At 70.5% G+C, this 14,095-nt stretch carries 16 protein-coding genes; 12 read left to right on the top strand and 4 right to left on the bottom strand.

Annotated features, from left to right (window positions below; all coding sequences use genetic code 11):
* Positions 1-10: 10 nt before the first annotated feature.
* Positions 11-676, bottom strand: coding sequence for a DUF4097 family beta strand repeat-containing protein (locus ACWGN5_RS08360; RefSeq protein ID WP_453512394.1), 666 nt, complete (start codon positions 674-676; stop codon positions 11-13).
* Positions 677-1,063: 387 nt separating this feature from the next.
* On the opposite strand from ACWGN5_RS08360, the gene ACWGN5_RS08355 reads away from it, so the two are divergent.
* The 7 genes from ACWGN5_RS08355 (at position 1,064) to ACWGN5_RS08325 (ending at position 7,933) form a co-directional block, all read left to right on the top strand.
* The gene (locus ACWGN5_RS08355) at positions 1,064-1,783 is read left to right on the top strand and encodes a helix-turn-helix domain-containing protein (RefSeq protein WP_453512563.1); all 720 of its coding nucleotides are present in this window, start codon (positions 1,064-1,066) and stop codon (positions 1,781-1,783) included.
* Positions 1,784-1,827: 44 nt separating this feature from the next.
* Positions 1,828-2,382, top strand: coding sequence for a dihydrofolate reductase family protein (locus ACWGN5_RS08350; RefSeq protein WP_453512391.1), 555 nt, complete (start codon positions 1,828-1,830; stop codon positions 2,380-2,382).
* Positions 2,383-2,896: 514 nt separating this feature from the next.
* Positions 2,897-3,643 (top strand): alpha/beta fold hydrolase, encoded by a 747-nt coding sequence (locus tag ACWGN5_RS08345; protein WP_453512389.1) that lies wholly within the window; start codon positions 2,897-2,899, stop codon positions 3,641-3,643.
* Between the two features lie 30 nt (positions 3,644-3,673).
* Entirely contained in the window at positions 3,674-4,102 is a 429-nt protein-coding gene (locus ACWGN5_RS08340; RefSeq protein WP_453512388.1) for a DUF3592 domain-containing protein, read from the top strand.
* Positions 4,103-4,224: 122 nt separating this feature from the next.
* The gene (locus tag ACWGN5_RS08335) at positions 4,225-4,560 is read left to right on the top strand and encodes an ArsR/SmtB family transcription factor (RefSeq protein WP_453512387.1); all 336 of its coding nucleotides are present in this window, start codon (positions 4,225-4,227) and stop codon (positions 4,558-4,560) included.
* 2 nt (positions 4,561-4,562) lie between these two features.
* Complete coding sequence (locus ACWGN5_RS08330; protein WP_453512385.1) at positions 4,563-5,282, top strand: cation transporter; 720 nt, start codon at positions 4,563-4,565, stop codon at positions 5,280-5,282.
* A gap of 128 nt (positions 5,283-5,410) precedes the next feature.
* The gene (locus ACWGN5_RS08325) at positions 5,411-7,933 is read left to right on the top strand and encodes a DUF4118 domain-containing protein (RefSeq protein ID WP_453512384.1); all 2,523 of its coding nucleotides are present in this window, start codon (positions 5,411-5,413) and stop codon (positions 7,931-7,933) included.
* On the opposite strand, the gene ACWGN5_RS08320 is transcribed toward ACWGN5_RS08325, so the two are convergent.
* Entirely contained in the window at positions 7,908-8,462 is a 555-nt protein-coding gene (locus ACWGN5_RS08320) for a hypothetical protein (protein ID WP_453512382.1), read from the bottom strand. The two genes, ACWGN5_RS08325 and ACWGN5_RS08320, sit on opposite strands and share 26 nt — an antisense overlap.
* 296 nt (positions 8,463-8,758) lie before the next feature.
* Between ACWGN5_RS08320 and ACWGN5_RS08315 the strand changes: the two genes are divergently transcribed.
* From ACWGN5_RS08315 to ACWGN5_RS08300, 4 genes are all read left to right on the top strand, one after another.
* Complete coding sequence (locus ACWGN5_RS08315; RefSeq protein WP_453512380.1) at positions 8,759-9,859, top strand: methyltransferase; 1,101 nt, start codon at positions 8,759-8,761, stop codon at positions 9,857-9,859.
* A 218-nt stretch (positions 9,860-10,077) separates the two neighbouring features.
* On the top strand, positions 10,078-10,587 hold the full coding sequence (locus ACWGN5_RS08310) for a universal stress protein (RefSeq protein ID WP_453512378.1): 510 nt from the start codon (positions 10,078-10,080) through the stop codon (positions 10,585-10,587).
* Positions 10,588-10,846: 259 nt separating this feature from the next.
* Positions 10,847-10,972 (top strand): hypothetical protein, encoded by a 126-nt coding sequence (locus ACWGN5_RS08305; protein WP_453512376.1) that lies wholly within the window; start codon positions 10,847-10,849, stop codon positions 10,970-10,972.
* 517 nt (positions 10,973-11,489) lie between these two features.
* The gene (locus tag ACWGN5_RS08300; RefSeq protein WP_453512374.1) at positions 11,490-11,900 is read left to right on the top strand and encodes a WbqC family protein; all 411 of its coding nucleotides are present in this window, start codon (positions 11,490-11,492) and stop codon (positions 11,898-11,900) included.
* Between the two features lie 10 nt (positions 11,901-11,910).
* Here ACWGN5_RS08300 and ACWGN5_RS08295 read toward each other — a convergent pair whose 3' ends face one another.
* Entirely contained in the window at positions 11,911-12,570 is a 660-nt protein-coding gene (locus ACWGN5_RS08295) for a hypothetical protein (protein WP_453512373.1), read from the bottom strand.
* A 154-nt stretch (positions 12,571-12,724) separates the two neighbouring features.
* Positions 12,725-12,850, bottom strand: a complete 126-nt coding sequence (locus tag ACWGN5_RS08290; RefSeq protein ID WP_453512372.1) for a hypothetical protein — start codon at positions 12,848-12,850, stop codon at positions 12,725-12,727.
* 530 nt (positions 12,851-13,380) lie between these two features.
* Here ACWGN5_RS08290 and ACWGN5_RS08285 point away from each other — a divergent pair.
* Complete coding sequence (locus ACWGN5_RS08285; protein ID WP_453512369.1) at positions 13,381-14,049, top strand: DUF998 domain-containing protein; 669 nt, start codon at positions 13,381-13,383, stop codon at positions 14,047-14,049.
* Positions 14,050-14,095 lie beyond the last annotated feature (46 nt).

The raw sequence follows: 14,095 nt of genomic DNA, 5'->3' as shown, positions 1-14,095 counted from the left end.
AGGGGGTGGGTTACAGGCTGCGGGCCGCGATGTCGCCGTACGCCGTCGTCGCCTGGATGCTCAGGCCCGGAGTACCGTCGTTCTTCAGGGAGTTGGCGACCCGGCCGTAGGCCGTACCGGCGTCCAGGGAGGCGGAGACGCCCGCCGCGGCGCCGACCGTGATGTCGCCCTTCTGGGTGTTCAGGACGACCGAGCCGCCCACCGCCTCGGCGATGCGGATGTCACCCCGTGCGGTGCTGATCTCGGCAGAGCCGGCCAGGCGGCCGACCTCGACGTCGCCGTCGGTCGCGGTGAGGCGGAGGGTCGCGGCCTCGTCGATCTTGATCCGGCTGTACGCGCCCTCGAAGGCGACGTCGCCGAGCCGGCCCACGGCGTGGAGTTCGGCGGCGGCGGCCTGGGCCTCGATCCGGGAGCCGGCCGGGAGCTGGACCGTCACCTCGATGGCGCCGGTGTCCCCGAAGATCCCGCCCTTCGACTTCGGGACCTCGATGCGCAGGACGCCGTCGGTGTAGGCGACTTCGGTCCGCTCGGCCGTCTTCACGTCGCGGCTCTTGGAGGGGTCGGCGGGCAGGATCTCGACGGTGGTGTCGGTGCGGTCGGCGGCGATGAGGTGGATGCGGCCGGCGGGGACGGCGAGGACGGTGACGATCGCGGCGGGGGTGGCGAAGTTCTGCATGGTTGTTCTTCTCCTTCGTGTGGAGCGGGCGCTTGTTCGCCTCGCTCTTTCCGATGAAGGAAAAGCTACGTTGCGTTCGAGGATCCAGCAAGCACTTCATTGCGAGAAACTGCCGTCGTTGCAGGTCAGTTGCGGGATTTCATTGCAATGGTTCTGGATCTAATGCAACAGCTCCCGCGCCGCTCGTTGCAATGAATGGAGATGAACGCTATGTGAGGGTGCTGGCGAGTTCGCCGACCAAGCCAGCGATCACGACCCCCAGGTCGTCCGGCTCGTTCCCTGATCCTGCGAAGGTCCGATCGCCGCTCTGCCGCGTCCGGACGGCGTGTCCGGACGGCGTGGCAAACTGGCGGCTCACGCGGCGGCGGTGAGCGGGGGTTGATCCGGTTGGGGCTGGAGATCGAGAGCCGGGCGTCGGAGCTGCCGTACATCGAGCGGGTCTGGCGCAGCCGAAGCGACGACGTGGGGCGGATGACGTCGATAGCGAACTCGCACTGGGAGCTCGTCTTCTGGGAGCACGACGGCCGGGTGCAGGCTGCCGTACTGGGTCCCGAGCCCAAGGCCGGCCCGGCTCCCGTCCCGAAGGACGCCACGTTCTTCGGCATCAGCTTCGCGATCGGTACGTCGATGCCGCACGTACCGATCAGTCGGCTCGTCGGCGGCGGCGCGGAAATCCCCGACGTGGCGCGGCGGTCCGTGTGGCTGAAGGGCTCGGCGTGGCACGTGCCCGATTACGACAACGCGGAGGCGTTCGTACGGCGCATGGTGCGTGAGGGCATCGTGGAGCGCGACCCGATCGTTCCCGCCGTGCTCGACGGCGCGGCCTCGGACGTCTCCGAACGCACCCTCCAGCGGCGTTTCGTCGCCGCGACGGGCCTCACCCGGGGCGCCGTGCGTCAGATCCACCGTGCCCGCCGGGCGGCGGTGCTGATCCAGGAGGGCGTTCCGGCACAGGACGTCGTACACCGGCTCGGGTACTTCGACCAGCCCCACCTGGCGCGGTCCTTGACCCGGTACATCGGCCGCACCGCCACCCGGCTGAGCGCCCTGGACACGGACGAGCCGCTGTCGCTTCTGTACAAGCCCTCGCCCCCGGTGTCCGCATAGCCTTCCTGGCGCAGCGACAACCACGTACGCGTCACGGAGGAATCATGCGCAAGGTCGTTTCCGGTCTGTTCGTCTCGCTCGACGGTGTGGCCCAGTCGCCGAACGAGTGGCAGTTCGCCTTCGACGAGGAGATGGGCGCCGCGCTGGAGGAGACGCTGGAGACGGCCGACACGATTCTGCTGGGTCGGGTGACGTTCACCGAGTGGGCCGGGTACTGGCCGACGGTGACCAGCGGGGAGGACGCGGGCTTCGCCAAGTGGATCAACGACTCGCCCAAGTACGTCTTCTCCTCCACGCTGGACAGTGTCGAGGACTGGGCGAACAGCACGCTCGTCAGGGGCGATCTGGCGGCCGCGATCGAGGGGCTCAAGGCGGGCGAGGGCAAGGACATCACCGTCGCGGGGAGCCCGACGCTGGTGCGCTCGTTGCTGGAGCTGGACCTCCTGGACGAACTGGTTCTGCTGATCCACCCGGTGGTGGCCGGCGAGGGGCGCAAGAAGCTGTTCGCCGACGATGCCGCCCTGAAGAAGCTGGAACTGGTGAGCGCCCGGCCCACCAGCAGCGGAGTGATCATCGCGACCTACCGTCCGGAGCGCTGAGAGGCACTCCGAGGGGCCTTTGCGGCGCGGGCAGCTGATCTTGTTGTGCTTGGCGTGGGGCAACGGGACGGCCCCTCCCGTACGCGGCGTGAGACGAGGGCTGGGTCTCGCCAGCGCTTCTGCACCACAACCGGGCCTGGTCGGACGGGAACCGTGATCTACCGGAGGACCATCAAATCGTCGTCAGAATGGAGGTACTCACCGTCCCTATGCTGCCCGCAGCTCATAGCCTGCGGGCCGTGGGTATTTCTCGCCGCCGGGACTTCCGGCCTTCCGCCGTGGCAGCGGTGTTCGCCGTCCTGTTCGCCGCCGGACATCCGGACGGGGCTCGTCAGACCTTCACCAGGTCCCGCGACGACGCCCGCCGGGATCGTCGGGCGGCGCGATGAGCCGCGACGTCGGAGGGGCCGGTTCGATCTACCGGACCGTGGCCGGACGGGAGTGCATCCGTCGATGGTGCCTGGCGCAGCTGGAAGCCTGGCCGGTGGCGCACGGTCGGTTGACGGTGACCGCCATGGGCACGGAGACCCATCTGGTCACCGCCGGCTCCGGCGCGACGACCGTGGTGTTCGTCCCGGGCACCAACTTCAACGCCGCGGCCTCTCTGCCTCTCGCCGGTGCACTGGTCGATGCCGGATACCGCGTCGTACTCGTGGACGTTCCAGGCCAGCCGGGCCTCAGTTCAGGCGAACGAGGGCTCTCCGGCGGCCGGTTGTCCTGGTACGGCGCATGGCTGAGCGTCGTGGTCGAGCACGCCTGCTCCGGGCCCGTCGTGGTGATGGGGCACTCCTTCGGTGCCGCCATCGCCCTCTCCAGCGCCTCGCCGCGCATCGACCGCCTCGTCCTAGCCTCTCCCGGCGGCCTCACGAAACTGCGACTGACACCCGGAGTCCTGGCCGCCTCCGCCGCATGGTTCCTGCGGCCGGCCCCGGCGCACAGCGCTCGGCTCCTGAGGGCCATGCACGGTCCGGGCCACCGGCCGCGCGAGGCGCTGGTCGAGTGGATGACCCTCGTGTCCCGGCACGCCCGCTCCAGCGGAGCACCCGGCGCGGCCGAGCTTCCGGCTCGGGCCGTCCCCCGGCTGGTCGTCAACGGCTCGCACGACGTCTTCCTGCCGCTGAACCGGCTCCGCCCGGCGGCCCGCACCAGGCTCGGTGTCGACCCGGACGTCATCGACGGCGCCGGGCATCTCGTGGTCGAGGAGCATGCCACGGCGCTGGCCGCCCTCGTCGCCGGCCGATGGCCCCGCGCGGACCGGTGAGAGCGGCGGAGCGAGGAAGGTGAGGTGGCGATGACCGGAGGAGCGTGGGTCGTCGCGGCGGCATTCCTCGGACTCGGCGGAGCTGTCGTCCATCTCGTGGGCGCCGTGGGCCTCAGCCGGATCCACAGGCTGCGCCGCGAGGGCGTGACCGTGCCGGCGCTGGTGCGGTACCGGTCGGCGGGCGAGGAGGACGGCGGGTACCCTCGGCGTCCGTCGCTCCAGTTCGCCACCTTGGACGGCCGGGTGATCGAGGTCGTCTGCCCGGTGCCGCCGAGCCGTACGCAGGCGCTCGTCGACGGCGGAGAGGTGTCGGTCACGTACGACCCTGTGGACCCGAGCCAGATCCTGGTCGACGGGCGTGAGCGCCGAGGGCTCGAGTACGCCTTGATGGGATGCGGCGCGGCCGTGGCGCTTGCTGCCATGGCCATGGTCCTGGCGGCGGTCGGCACGCGGCGGTAAGGCGGCGCGCCGCGGCCCGATCTTCGACGGCTCCCCGGAGCGCCGCATCTCGGGGATTCGGCGTCAGGCGCGAACGTCGATCCATGTTTTTCTGAATTCAGGATTCGATGTACTGTCGATGCGTGCTGACCGTTGCCTCCGACATCGAGGTGCTGGCCCGTTTCGGCCGCGCGCTCGCCGACCCCATCCGCTGTCGCGTCCTGCTCTCCCTGCGCGATGCCCCCGCCTACCCGGCCGACCTCGCCGACGCCCTGGGCGTCTCCCGCACCCGGCTCTCCAACCATCTGGCGTGTCTGCGTGACTGCGGGCTCGTGGTGGGTGTCCCGGACGGGCGCCGCACCCGCTACGAGCTCGCCGACGAGCGTCTCGGCCATGCCCTCGACGCCCTGCGCACCGCCGTGGTCGCGGTCGAGAGCGACCGTACTTGCGTCGATGCCGACGAGAAGGGCTGCTGCTGACCATGACCGCCGAGACATCGATATCCCTCGGCCCCTCCCCGGCGCGGCGCGACGCGCTCACCCGGCGCATAAGGCTCCTGGTCGCCGCGACCATCACCTACAACGTCATCGAAGCGGTCGTCGCGCTCACCGCCGGCGCCCTGGCTTCCTCCACCGCGTTGATCGGCTTCGGTCTGGACTCGGTCATCGAGGTGTCCTCGGCCGCCGCGGTCGCCTGGCAGTTCTCCGCCCGCGAGCACGCCGTACGTGAGGCACGCGAGAGGACCACCCTGCGGATCATCGCGGTCTCCTTCTTCGCGCTCGCCGCGTACGTCGCCGTCGACGTCCTCCGGGCGCTCGCCGGCACCGACGACGCGGAACGGTCCGTCCTCGGCATCGTCATTGCCGCGCTGTCTCTCGCGGTCATGCCGTTCCTGTCCGCCGCCCAACGCCGAGCGGGCCGGGAACTCGGTTCCGCCTCCGCCGTCGCCGACTCCAAGCAGACGCTGCTGTGCACGTATCTCTCCGCCGTGCTCCTGGTCGGCCTGGTCCTCAACGCTACGCTCGGATGGTCATGGGCCGATCCGATCGCCGCCCTCGTCATCGCGGCCATCGCCGTCAAGGAAGGCCGGGACGCCTGGCAGGGCAAGGGATGCTGCGTGGCTCCCACGGCAGCGGTCGAGGAGATTCCTGCCACGGCTGACGCGTGCGGATGCCGTCCCGGTTGCGACTGCTGCGGCTGACTCAGGGGGCAGAGGCGCCCCGTCGTCGCTTCGAGGGCTCGCCCAGGAGGCTGTCAGACCGTGAAAGAGCCCCGAGCGCATCATGGAAGGAGAGCGCTCGGGCGTGACAAGCCGGCAGGAGCCCGTCGATGCCGCGTGGACGATTGCGAATCCATCTGGGGGCAGCCCCTGGAGTGGGGAAGACGTACGCGATGCTCGAGGAAGGCCAGCGCCTGCGGTCGAGCGGCGCCGACGTGGTCGTCGGCTTCGTCGAACCACACGGGCGGCGGCCGACCGCCGCCCTGGCGGAGGGGCTGGAGACGATCCCGCGGCGGACCATGACGCACCGCGGAGCGGTCTTCACCGAGATGGACCTGGACGCGGTGCTCGCCCGCCACCCGCAGGTCGCCCTGGTCGACGAGCTGGCCCACACCAATGTGCCCGGCTCCCGCAACACGAAGCGATGGCAGGACGTCGAGGAACTCCTCGACGCCGGCATGGACGTCGTCACCACACTCAACGTCCAGCACCTGGAATCCCTCGGCGACGTGGTCCGGCAGATCACCGGCGTACCCCAGCGCGAGACCCTCCCGGACGAGGTGGCGCGCCGCGCGGAGCAGATCGAGCTGGTCGACCTGGAACCGGAGCTGCTGCGCCGCCGCATGCTGCACGGCGAGATCTACCCTTCCGACCGCATCGAGGCCGCCCTCACCCACTACTTCCGGGTCGGCAACCTCACCGCCCTGCGCGAGCTCGCCCTGCTGTGGCTCGCGGACCGCGTGGAGGAAGGCCTGCAGCGCTACCGCGCCGAACACGGCATCACCGCCCCCTGGGAGACCCGCGAACGCATCATGGTCGCCCTCACCGGAGGCCCGGAGGGCGAGACCCTGATCCGCCGGGCGGCCCGCGTCACCGCCCGCACTCCCGGCAGCCAGCTCCTGGCACTGCACGTCGTGCCGGCCGACGGACTCGCCCACGCCGATCCCGCCGCCCTCACCGCACAACGCGCCCTGGTGGAGTCGCTGGGCGGCAGCTATCACCAGACGACCGGCGACGACCTCCCCGAGACCCTGCTGGAGTTCGCGGAAGCCGAGAACATCACGCAGATCGTCCTTGGCGCCAGCCGGCGCGGACGACTGTCCACCTTCCTGTACGGAAGCGTGGGACACCGGACGATCCGCCGGTCCGGTCCCATCGACGTACTCGTCGTCACCCACGAGCACGCCGCTGCGGCGTCCTCGCCCCTCCGTCTGCCGCACCCCACGCGCGCCACCGGGCCACGGCGCTTCTGGACGGCCATGCTGATGACGGCGGTCGTGCTCCCGGCCCTCACCCTGGCGCTGGCCGCCTTGCGCGACCACGTGGACCTCGCCTTCGTCCTGGTGCTCCACCTTCTGACCGTCGTCGTCATCGCACTCGTCGGCGGGCTCGTCCCCGCTCTCCTCGCTGCTCTCGCCGCAGGCCTGCTCGCCGACTACTACTTCACGGCGCCACTGCACTCACTGAACGTCGAGCGCACTTCCGACGTCCTCTCCCTGGTCGTGTTCGTGATCACGGCCGCCGTGGTCGGCACGGTGTCGGGCACGGCCGCGCGGCGTACCCGCGAGGCCGTACGGGCGAGATCCGAGGCGCGGGCACTGAGCAGGCTGGCCACCGCCCTGATGCATGGCGAGGGCATGGGGGCCCTCCTCGAACAGGTGCGGGAGGACTTCGGCCTGGAGGCGGTCAGCCTCCTGGAGGAGGACACGGAACACCCCGCCGAGCCTCGTTGGCGGATCGTCGCCGGTGCCGGTGAGCATCCGCCCGCACGCCCGTACGACGCGGATGTCGAGAGCCCCGCCGCCGACGGACTGACCCTGGCCGCCCGGGGCCGGACGCTGAGCAGCGACGACCGGCTCGTCCTCGCCGCGTGCGCCGCACAGCTGGTGATGGCCCACGTGCACGGAAGGCTCGCCGCCGCCGCGGCCGAGACGGGCCTTCGTGCCGAGGCCGAACACACCCGCGCCTCCCTCCTCCTCGCCGCGAGCCGTGACCTACGGGCTCCGCTGCGTACCGCCGAAGGAGCCCTCCACCACCTCTCCACCCCTGCTGCCCGGCTACCGGCCCCGGAAGAGGAGCAGTACCTCACCACGGCGCGAGCGTCCGTGCGCCGCGCCGCCCAGCTCGTCACGGACCTCGACGACCTCAGCCGACTGCACGCCGAATCGCTCGACATGTACCCCCGTCCGGTCGACCTCGACGAAGTGCTCACCGAGGTCCTGGACACCCTCGGCCCCGGCAGTCAGAGGATCCGCTGCAACCTGCCGGACCAGCTGCCGGACGTGATCGCCGACGCGGCGGTGCTCACCCGCGTACTGGCCGTGCTGGCGGCCGAAGCCCTGCGCCACGCGCCGCCCGAGCGGCCCGCGCACCTGACGGCCGGGACCGGGCCGGGGCACGTGGCGGTTCATGTGACGGACGGGAACGGTGACAGGACGGCCGGCAGCACGGCGTCCGGGACGGAGGCGGATCGAACAGAGGACAGCGTGGTCCTGCGGCTCTCCCGAGACCTGGCCGAGGCCATGGGTTGCACCCTGGAACCCGTTCCGTCCGCGCCCGGCTTCGCGATGGTGCTCACGCTCCCGACGGCGGCACACCAACCGGCGTTCAGGCGTCCATCCCGGACGCCGTGAACACGGCCCTCGCCGTCTCCCCGTCGACACTGCTCGACAGCCGCCGCAGAGCATCCGTGCCGCCGGCAAGTGTCCCGCGACGCTGTGAGAGGCGAGCACCTTCGTCCAACAGATGCCACAGAAGCGGATTGTCGAGCAGGACCCGCGGATCCAGCGGGACCGGTCCGCTGTCCGTGTCCTTGAGTACCAGACGTTGCGTGACCCCGTCGGACCAGACGAGCGAGGTCAGCCGGTCCGTCCGCACGCGCCGGGTCCGCAGCAGGTCACGTGTCTCCAGCCACCCGTGGCCGGCCGACACTCTCGGGGGAAGCAGGACGGCGAACAGCAGTGAGGCCAGCCCGGCCCACATGGCGGCGCGTACGCCGGTGAGCGTGGCGTTGCCCGCGTCGACGACGAGCAGCAGGCCGAAGAGGATCGCCGCACAGCAACAAGCGCTCCGGAGCCCACCCGCCCACTGGCGGTTCTGTGCCACGGTGCCGGATGTCGTCGTGGAGCGCCACGAGTGGCGTGCTGCGATGCGCCGTCCCATGCGGCCACGCTAGGCCCGATGACCAAGGCCGTCCCGGATCCTGACGTGTCGTTGGCGCGCGCCACCGCAGTCCTGACGCAACCCTGACGCCGGAGTGGAGGGGGCGATGGCGTGCCCGAGCCCGCGCGGCACATGCGGCCCGGAGCCCTGTGGCTGATTCGAGCCACCCCTGAGGGATGGGTGACGTGTCAAGAGAACGCGAATGATTCCGTCCGGAGCGCGCAGGACGCTTCCGCGCATCGAAGATCGTTCCTCATGGGAGTTGATGTTCGATGACGACAGAGATCAGGCAAGGGATGACGGACGGCGAAATGGGGGCGCCGGTCCGCTGGTACTCGGCGAACGGGATCCCGCGCCCGGAGCACATCGTCTCCGTCCCGGACACCGTCAGTGTCGCCGCGGCACACCGCATGATGGCCAAAGGAAGCGCCGTTCTCTGGTCCGGCGACTATCCGTCCGCCCGCCGGCTCCTGGCGGCCCTCGGCCGTCGTACCGAGCCCAAGCACACGCCCCTGGCGCAGACCCCCGCCGAGGCCTTCGAGCGGCACCGCCGCGACCGGGCCAGGCGGGCACGGCTCCTGGGCAGGCTGCTCATCCCGTTCGACGCGGACTGGACGGTTCTCCTGCGCCGGGCGCCCTGTGTCCGCGAGGCTTGCGTCCACGCGTACGGCCCCTGCGCGGGGCCCGGGATCGGCTCACTGCGTGAACTGCTCGGAGTGATCGGCGCGTACGAATGGCACAGGAACGGTGTGGAGATCCCGGCACTGGGTGGTGACCGTATCCACCCGCACTACGGTGTCTTCTCGCCGGTACGCGGCGAATACGTCGACCTCGTGGCCGAGGCGGAACCCCCCGGGGCGGCCACGGCCTTCGACATCGGCACGGGTACGGGCGTGCTGTCGATCGTGCTCGCACGCCGCGGCCTGCGCCATGTCGTCGCCACCGACCAGGACGCACGTGCCGTGCACTGCGCCCGCGACAACATCGCCCGGCACGGACTGGCGACTAAGATCGCCGTACGGCATGCCGACCTCTTCCCGGCGGGAAGAGCCGACCTGATCGTCTGCAACCCGCCCTGGCTCCCCGGCCATCCCCGCACACCGCTCGACCGCGCGGTCTACGACCCCGAAAGCCGCATGCTGCGCCGCTTCCTCACGGGTCTTCCGCACCACCTGGAGCCGGGAGGACAGGGCTGGCTGATCCTTTCCGACCTGGCCGAACGTCTGGGACTGCGCGGCCGTACGGAGCTCGAAGACGCCATCGCGGCAGCAGGTCTGCGGGTGCTGTCCCGCACGGTCACGAAGCCGCGCCATCCCCGTGCCACGGACCCGTCGGACCCCCTCCACAGGGCCCGCGCAGGTGAGGCGACCTCTCTGTGGCGCCTCGGGGGCGACTGAAGGGCAAGCCCGGAGGCCGGTGGCGGTGGAGTACGTGGACGTGCGTGGCAGCGTAAGAAGCACGTCAGAGTCACGCGCCGCGACGCCAGGAGTGCGTCAGTGAAACCGTCGCGGGCTCCATCCCCGGCTTTGCCGTCGGTACCGTGCCGAACGCGGAATTGTGGACAGCGCAAAGGGAATCGCGGCGAGCGCCGCGCAAGTCAGCGAAGGGGCAGGCAGTGCCGAAGATAGTGGTCGGAGTGAGCGGGAGCCTCGGCTGTCTGGCGGCTCTGCACCGGGCCGCTGCCGAGGCCCGTCTGCGTCGGGCGGAACTGTGGGCCGTACTGGCCTGGGAGGCGCCCGCCGGGGAGATCGGCGGCCGGTATTCGGCTCACGTCTCGGCCGTGGCCCAGTGTCGCGCGACGGCCGGCGAGCGGCTGCACGAAGCGCTCGACGCCGCGTTCGGGCCCGTGCGACCGGAGATCACGATCCAGGGCGTCACGGTCTGGGGCCGCCCGGGCGCGGCACTCGTCGATGTCGCACAGGACCCTGACGACCTCCTGGTGGTGGGCACCGGAGCCCGTGGCCCCCTGCGCCGCCTGGTCCGCCGCTCTGTTGCCCGGTACTGCCAGACCCATGCGGTCTGCCCCGTACTGGCCGTGCCGCCGTCCCCACTCCTCGCGACGTACGACACGACCCACCGCCGCAACCTCTGGCACATGCCGCTCGATCCACGCGAGGCCGTCTGACCCGTCGTCAGGGGCGAGCGGGAGCACCGGTCACCTCCGGGAGGTCGCGCTCGCCGCCCGGGACAGGACGAACAGCAGGTCCGACAAGCGGTTGAGATCCTTCACGGTCCTACGTGGCGGAGTCCATGGCCGACTCCCAGGTCCCCTGGGGCGTCGACGCCCTGGCCGGCACGGTCTCCGCGCCGGCCAGGCAGACCGAGCCGTCCTGGTACCTGGTCGTCACCGACGACGGATGATCCCGCCGCCCTCCCAAGGCGCCATGTCCGAGCGGGCGAAGGCCACGGTCACCGAGACACCCGGCAGCCACGCCGTCTACGTGTCACGCCCGGCCGTGGTGGCGGCTGTCATCGCCCGGGCCGCCGAGGAAGCCAACGACCAGGCGTAGCGACACGAAGGCCCCGTCACCCCGCCGCACCGGAATGCCTCGCCCGGTCTGCCGCCGGGCGGGATCCGTTCACGTCCCGCTCCACCGAGAAGGAGTCCCTCCACAGCCCTGATCCCATCCGCCGCCGCGTGCTCACCGCCGGCGCCGCCGTCGCAGGCACGGCAGCGCTGTTGGGACCGCTCGGCTCCACCGCCGCCGCTGCCGGCCCCGCCGCGGACGTCCCCCCGCCGACGACTCGCCTCATGCAGGCCACCCAACGGCCTTTCAGCGCCTCCGCCTTCACCGACATCATTACGGCCGCCGCTTGGCGCGACATCCCCAGCTGGGGCCTGGTGGCCGACGAGGACAAGGCCATCCCGCCGACCCTGGAACGCTTCTTCCACCAGCGTGCCGGCGCGCGTGGCGTTGTCGAGGTATCGGGGGAGTCCCACGCCCCCACGATCGGCCATCCGGGCATCACCGCCCGCCTCGTTCAAGCCGCCGCCGAGGCCTCCTCGCTGCGGGCGGCGGGCCGCCCATGCCCCGGTGCGTCACAGCGGCGGACTGCTGGATCGTCCTCGACGACGTCCAGTTCGCCCGCCGTGACTTCCAGCACCGCGCCCGACTCGGCAGCACGTCGGGCCCGGACCGGCGCCAGTGGCTCTCGATCCCGACCCACCTGCCCCAGGGCCGGTCCACCCTCATCAAGGACGCGGTTGTGGTCGACCCGCAGCTGGCTCGTCGCCGCGTTACAGACATGCTGACGCAGTACTACGCGAAGAGCCCTGACTGGCCTCAACTCCGAGATGAACTGGACTCTGTGCTTCACCGGTTCGGGACCGCGAGCATGGCCGATGTCGCCGAGGAGTCCACGACGGTCTTGCTCAGGCTGCTGGGGTGGAAGGGGCTCATCCGCCTCACCGGCGAGCCACCCTGCGCCCCCGGCTAGTTGTGGGCTTCTAGCCGACCGCCGGTCGATCCAGGAATTTTGCCGGAGCCAGCTCAAGGAACTTCGCCATCGCGATGTCCAGCCGGGTCGTCTCGGGGCTACCGGGCTCGGCCGCCAAGCTACGGAACGTCAGTTCCAGCACCCGGTCACCGTCGCGAACCAGGAGAGTGGTGATCTGGGCCTGCTGCCCGGCCGGACCGGCAAGCATCGTGCGCATCAATGCCTCGTCGCCGAACCTCTGCTCCACCTGGAGCGGCTTGCCCGGATCGTCAGCCGGGTCCACCACCTGCACGGAAATCTCCTGATCGCCGATGCTGATCGTCCAGGCGGTGCACTGGGCGTACACCTGTTGCATGTCGGCCATCCAGATGGCGGCAGCTCCCGCTGCCCGCTCCGATATCCCCTCGTCGACGACGATCGAGGAGTCGGTGCTCGCGAACGAGGTCCTGACCTCTCTCGCGGGCTTGTCGTTGAAGGCACGGTTCAGCAGAGCCGTGCCTTCCGGGGTCGGGCCGGTCATCGGCGGCGGGTCTTCGTCGGACGAAGGCGACGCCAACTCGGTGAAATCGTCCAGGCCCGCCTTGGGCAAATCCGCGGCCCCGGCCAGCAGCCGCTCAAGGTCCCCGGACCCGGTGGTCGAGGACGACAGCGAATCCTCAGCTGCGCTCACAACTCTCCCTTTTCCAAGCAATAGATACTTCAACACGCGATAAAAGGCGGCGGGTTCCTCGCTCCGGCGTACACCCGACGCATGACGGTCGAGCCACAGCTCGGCCCCGGACCAGGGAGCTCCTCCATCGCAGGTGGAGGAGCTCTGTCGTGTGTTACGGGTGCGCGTTGATCGCCTCGGCCCGGATGGTCGACTCGCCGCCGGTGACGGCAGTGCCTCCAGCGACAAGCGCGGTGGCAGCGAGCGTAGCCGTCAGCGGGGCGCTGAGCTGCTTCTTCATGGTTCCTCCCTCCCATGACCGACGCTTCGGGCGCCTGACGCGATGATCAACAAGGCGATCATGGCACTCGGGCGGGTGCGGACGCGCGCCTTCCGCGCGGGCAACACCAGAAGACGACAGGTCGGATCGGTCAGCGCCGTAAGGCAACCCCCTCGCGCGCCTTGTCGTCCGTGGAGATGGCGGACTCCACCTTGCCGAGCAGTTCCTCGTTGGATCGGACGGAAGCGCTCGACGTCGCGTCGAGCTCGAGAAGTACCTTCTTGGCAGGCTCTAATGAGTCCCCTACGGCTCGCATGGCGCTTCAAGAAGAGCACGCAAGGGGTGCAGCAGCCGTCGCGACATCCGTAGGCGTTCAGCTGTGTGTTCCCGAAGGCGCGTCCCGGCACGATGGCCCCCTCCGGGCTCGTATCGACCCGTATGGCCGTTCCTCATCGGCCCCTTGAGTGACGCAGGTCACATTTGTAGTGTCGATGACTTCACCATTTGCGGCCGGTCATATGTGCACCAGATCGCAACGAGGAAGGCCCGCCATGACTCAGACGCTCGACGCCCGTCCCCACGCTGTGCTTGTCTCTCCCGCCTCGCGGTCGGCGGCGTGTGGGCTGACGGTGGGCGCGGTCGTCGCAGGTCCGTTGTTCCTTGTCGCGGGTGTCGCGCAGGGGCTCGCCCGGGACGGCTTCGACTTCACCCGCAATGCGATCAGCCAGCTTGCCCTCGGCTGGGCGGGCTGGATCCAGATGGTGAACTTCCTGCTCACCGGCGCGCTGCTGCTCGCAGGTGCGGTTGGTCTGCGCCGGATGCTGCGGGGCGGGCCCGGCGGGACGTGGGGTCCCGTCCTGGTCGGTGTGTTCGGCGCCTCGTTCTGGGCCGCAGCGGCCTTCCCGGCCGATGCCGGGGCGGGCTTTCCCGTCGGCGCCCCCGAGGCGACCGCGATGAGCGGGCACGGCGCCGTGCACATGCTCGCGGGCATGGTCGGTTACCTGGCTCTGTGCGCCGCGTTCGTCGTCCTGGCCCGCCCGCTCGCCGCCAGGGTCGGCCGGGGTTGGGCCGTGGCCACCCGCCTCGTCCCGCTCGCGGTCCTCGCCGGGTTCGCCGCCTCCGCCGCCACCGTCCTGGCATTCACTGTCGGTGCGGGCCTCGGCCTGCTGTGGCTCGCCGCCGCGACGGCCCGCCTGGTCACTGCTCCGGCGTATGCCTAGCCAGCCACCGCTGTGGCGTGCATCATCGACAGCATCAAGATCATTC

The organism is Streptomyces sp. NPDC055815, from assembly GCF_053616475.1.
Note: the sequence above shows the minus strand (reverse complement) of the source record. Positions and strands in the feature narration are given on the sequence as shown.

What these genes read in the sequence shown, in the direction of transcription:
- ACWGN5_RS08300 (WP_453512374.1), top strand. Translation starts at nt 11,490, where the DNA reads ATGCCCCGGTGCGTCACAGCGGCGGACTGCTGGATCGTCCTCGACGAC.
- ACWGN5_RS08350 (WP_453512391.1), top strand. Translation starts at nt 1,828, where the DNA reads ATGCGCAAGGTCGTTTCCGGTCTGTTCGTCTCGCTCGACGGTGTGGCC.
- ACWGN5_RS08325 (WP_453512384.1), top strand. Translation starts at nt 5,411, where the DNA reads ATGCCGCGTGGACGATTGCGAATCCATCTGGGGGCAGCCCCTGGAGTG.
- ACWGN5_RS08345 (WP_453512389.1), top strand. Translation starts at nt 2,897, where the DNA reads ATGGGCACGGAGACCCATCTGGTCACCGCCGGCTCCGGCGCGACGACC.
- ACWGN5_RS08340 (WP_453512388.1), top strand. Translation starts at nt 3,674, where the DNA reads ATGACCGGAGGAGCGTGGGTCGTCGCGGCGGCATTCCTCGGACTCGGC.
- ACWGN5_RS08285 (WP_453512369.1), top strand. Translation starts at nt 13,381, where the DNA reads ATGACTCAGACGCTCGACGCCCGTCCCCACGCTGTGCTTGTCTCTCCC.
- ACWGN5_RS08315 (WP_453512380.1), top strand. Translation starts at nt 8,759, where the DNA reads ATGACGGACGGCGAAATGGGGGCGCCGGTCCGCTGGTACTCGGCGAAC.
- ACWGN5_RS08290 (WP_453512372.1), bottom strand. Translation starts at nt 12,850, where the DNA reads ATGAAGAAGCAGCTCAGCGCCCCGCTGACGGCTACGCTCGCTGCCACC.
- ACWGN5_RS08320 (WP_453512382.1), bottom strand. Translation starts at nt 8,462, where the DNA reads ATGGGACGGCGCATCGCAGCACGCCACTCGTGGCGCTCCACGACGACA.
- ACWGN5_RS08305 (WP_453512376.1), top strand. Translation starts at nt 10,847, where the DNA reads ATGTCCGAGCGGGCGAAGGCCACGGTCACCGAGACACCCGGCAGCCAC.
- ACWGN5_RS08360 (WP_453512394.1), bottom strand. Translation starts at nt 676, where the DNA reads ATGCAGAACTTCGCCACCCCCGCCGCGATCGTCACCGTCCTCGCCGTC.
- ACWGN5_RS08330 (WP_453512385.1), top strand. Translation starts at nt 4,563, where the DNA reads ATGACCGCCGAGACATCGATATCCCTCGGCCCCTCCCCGGCGCGGCGC.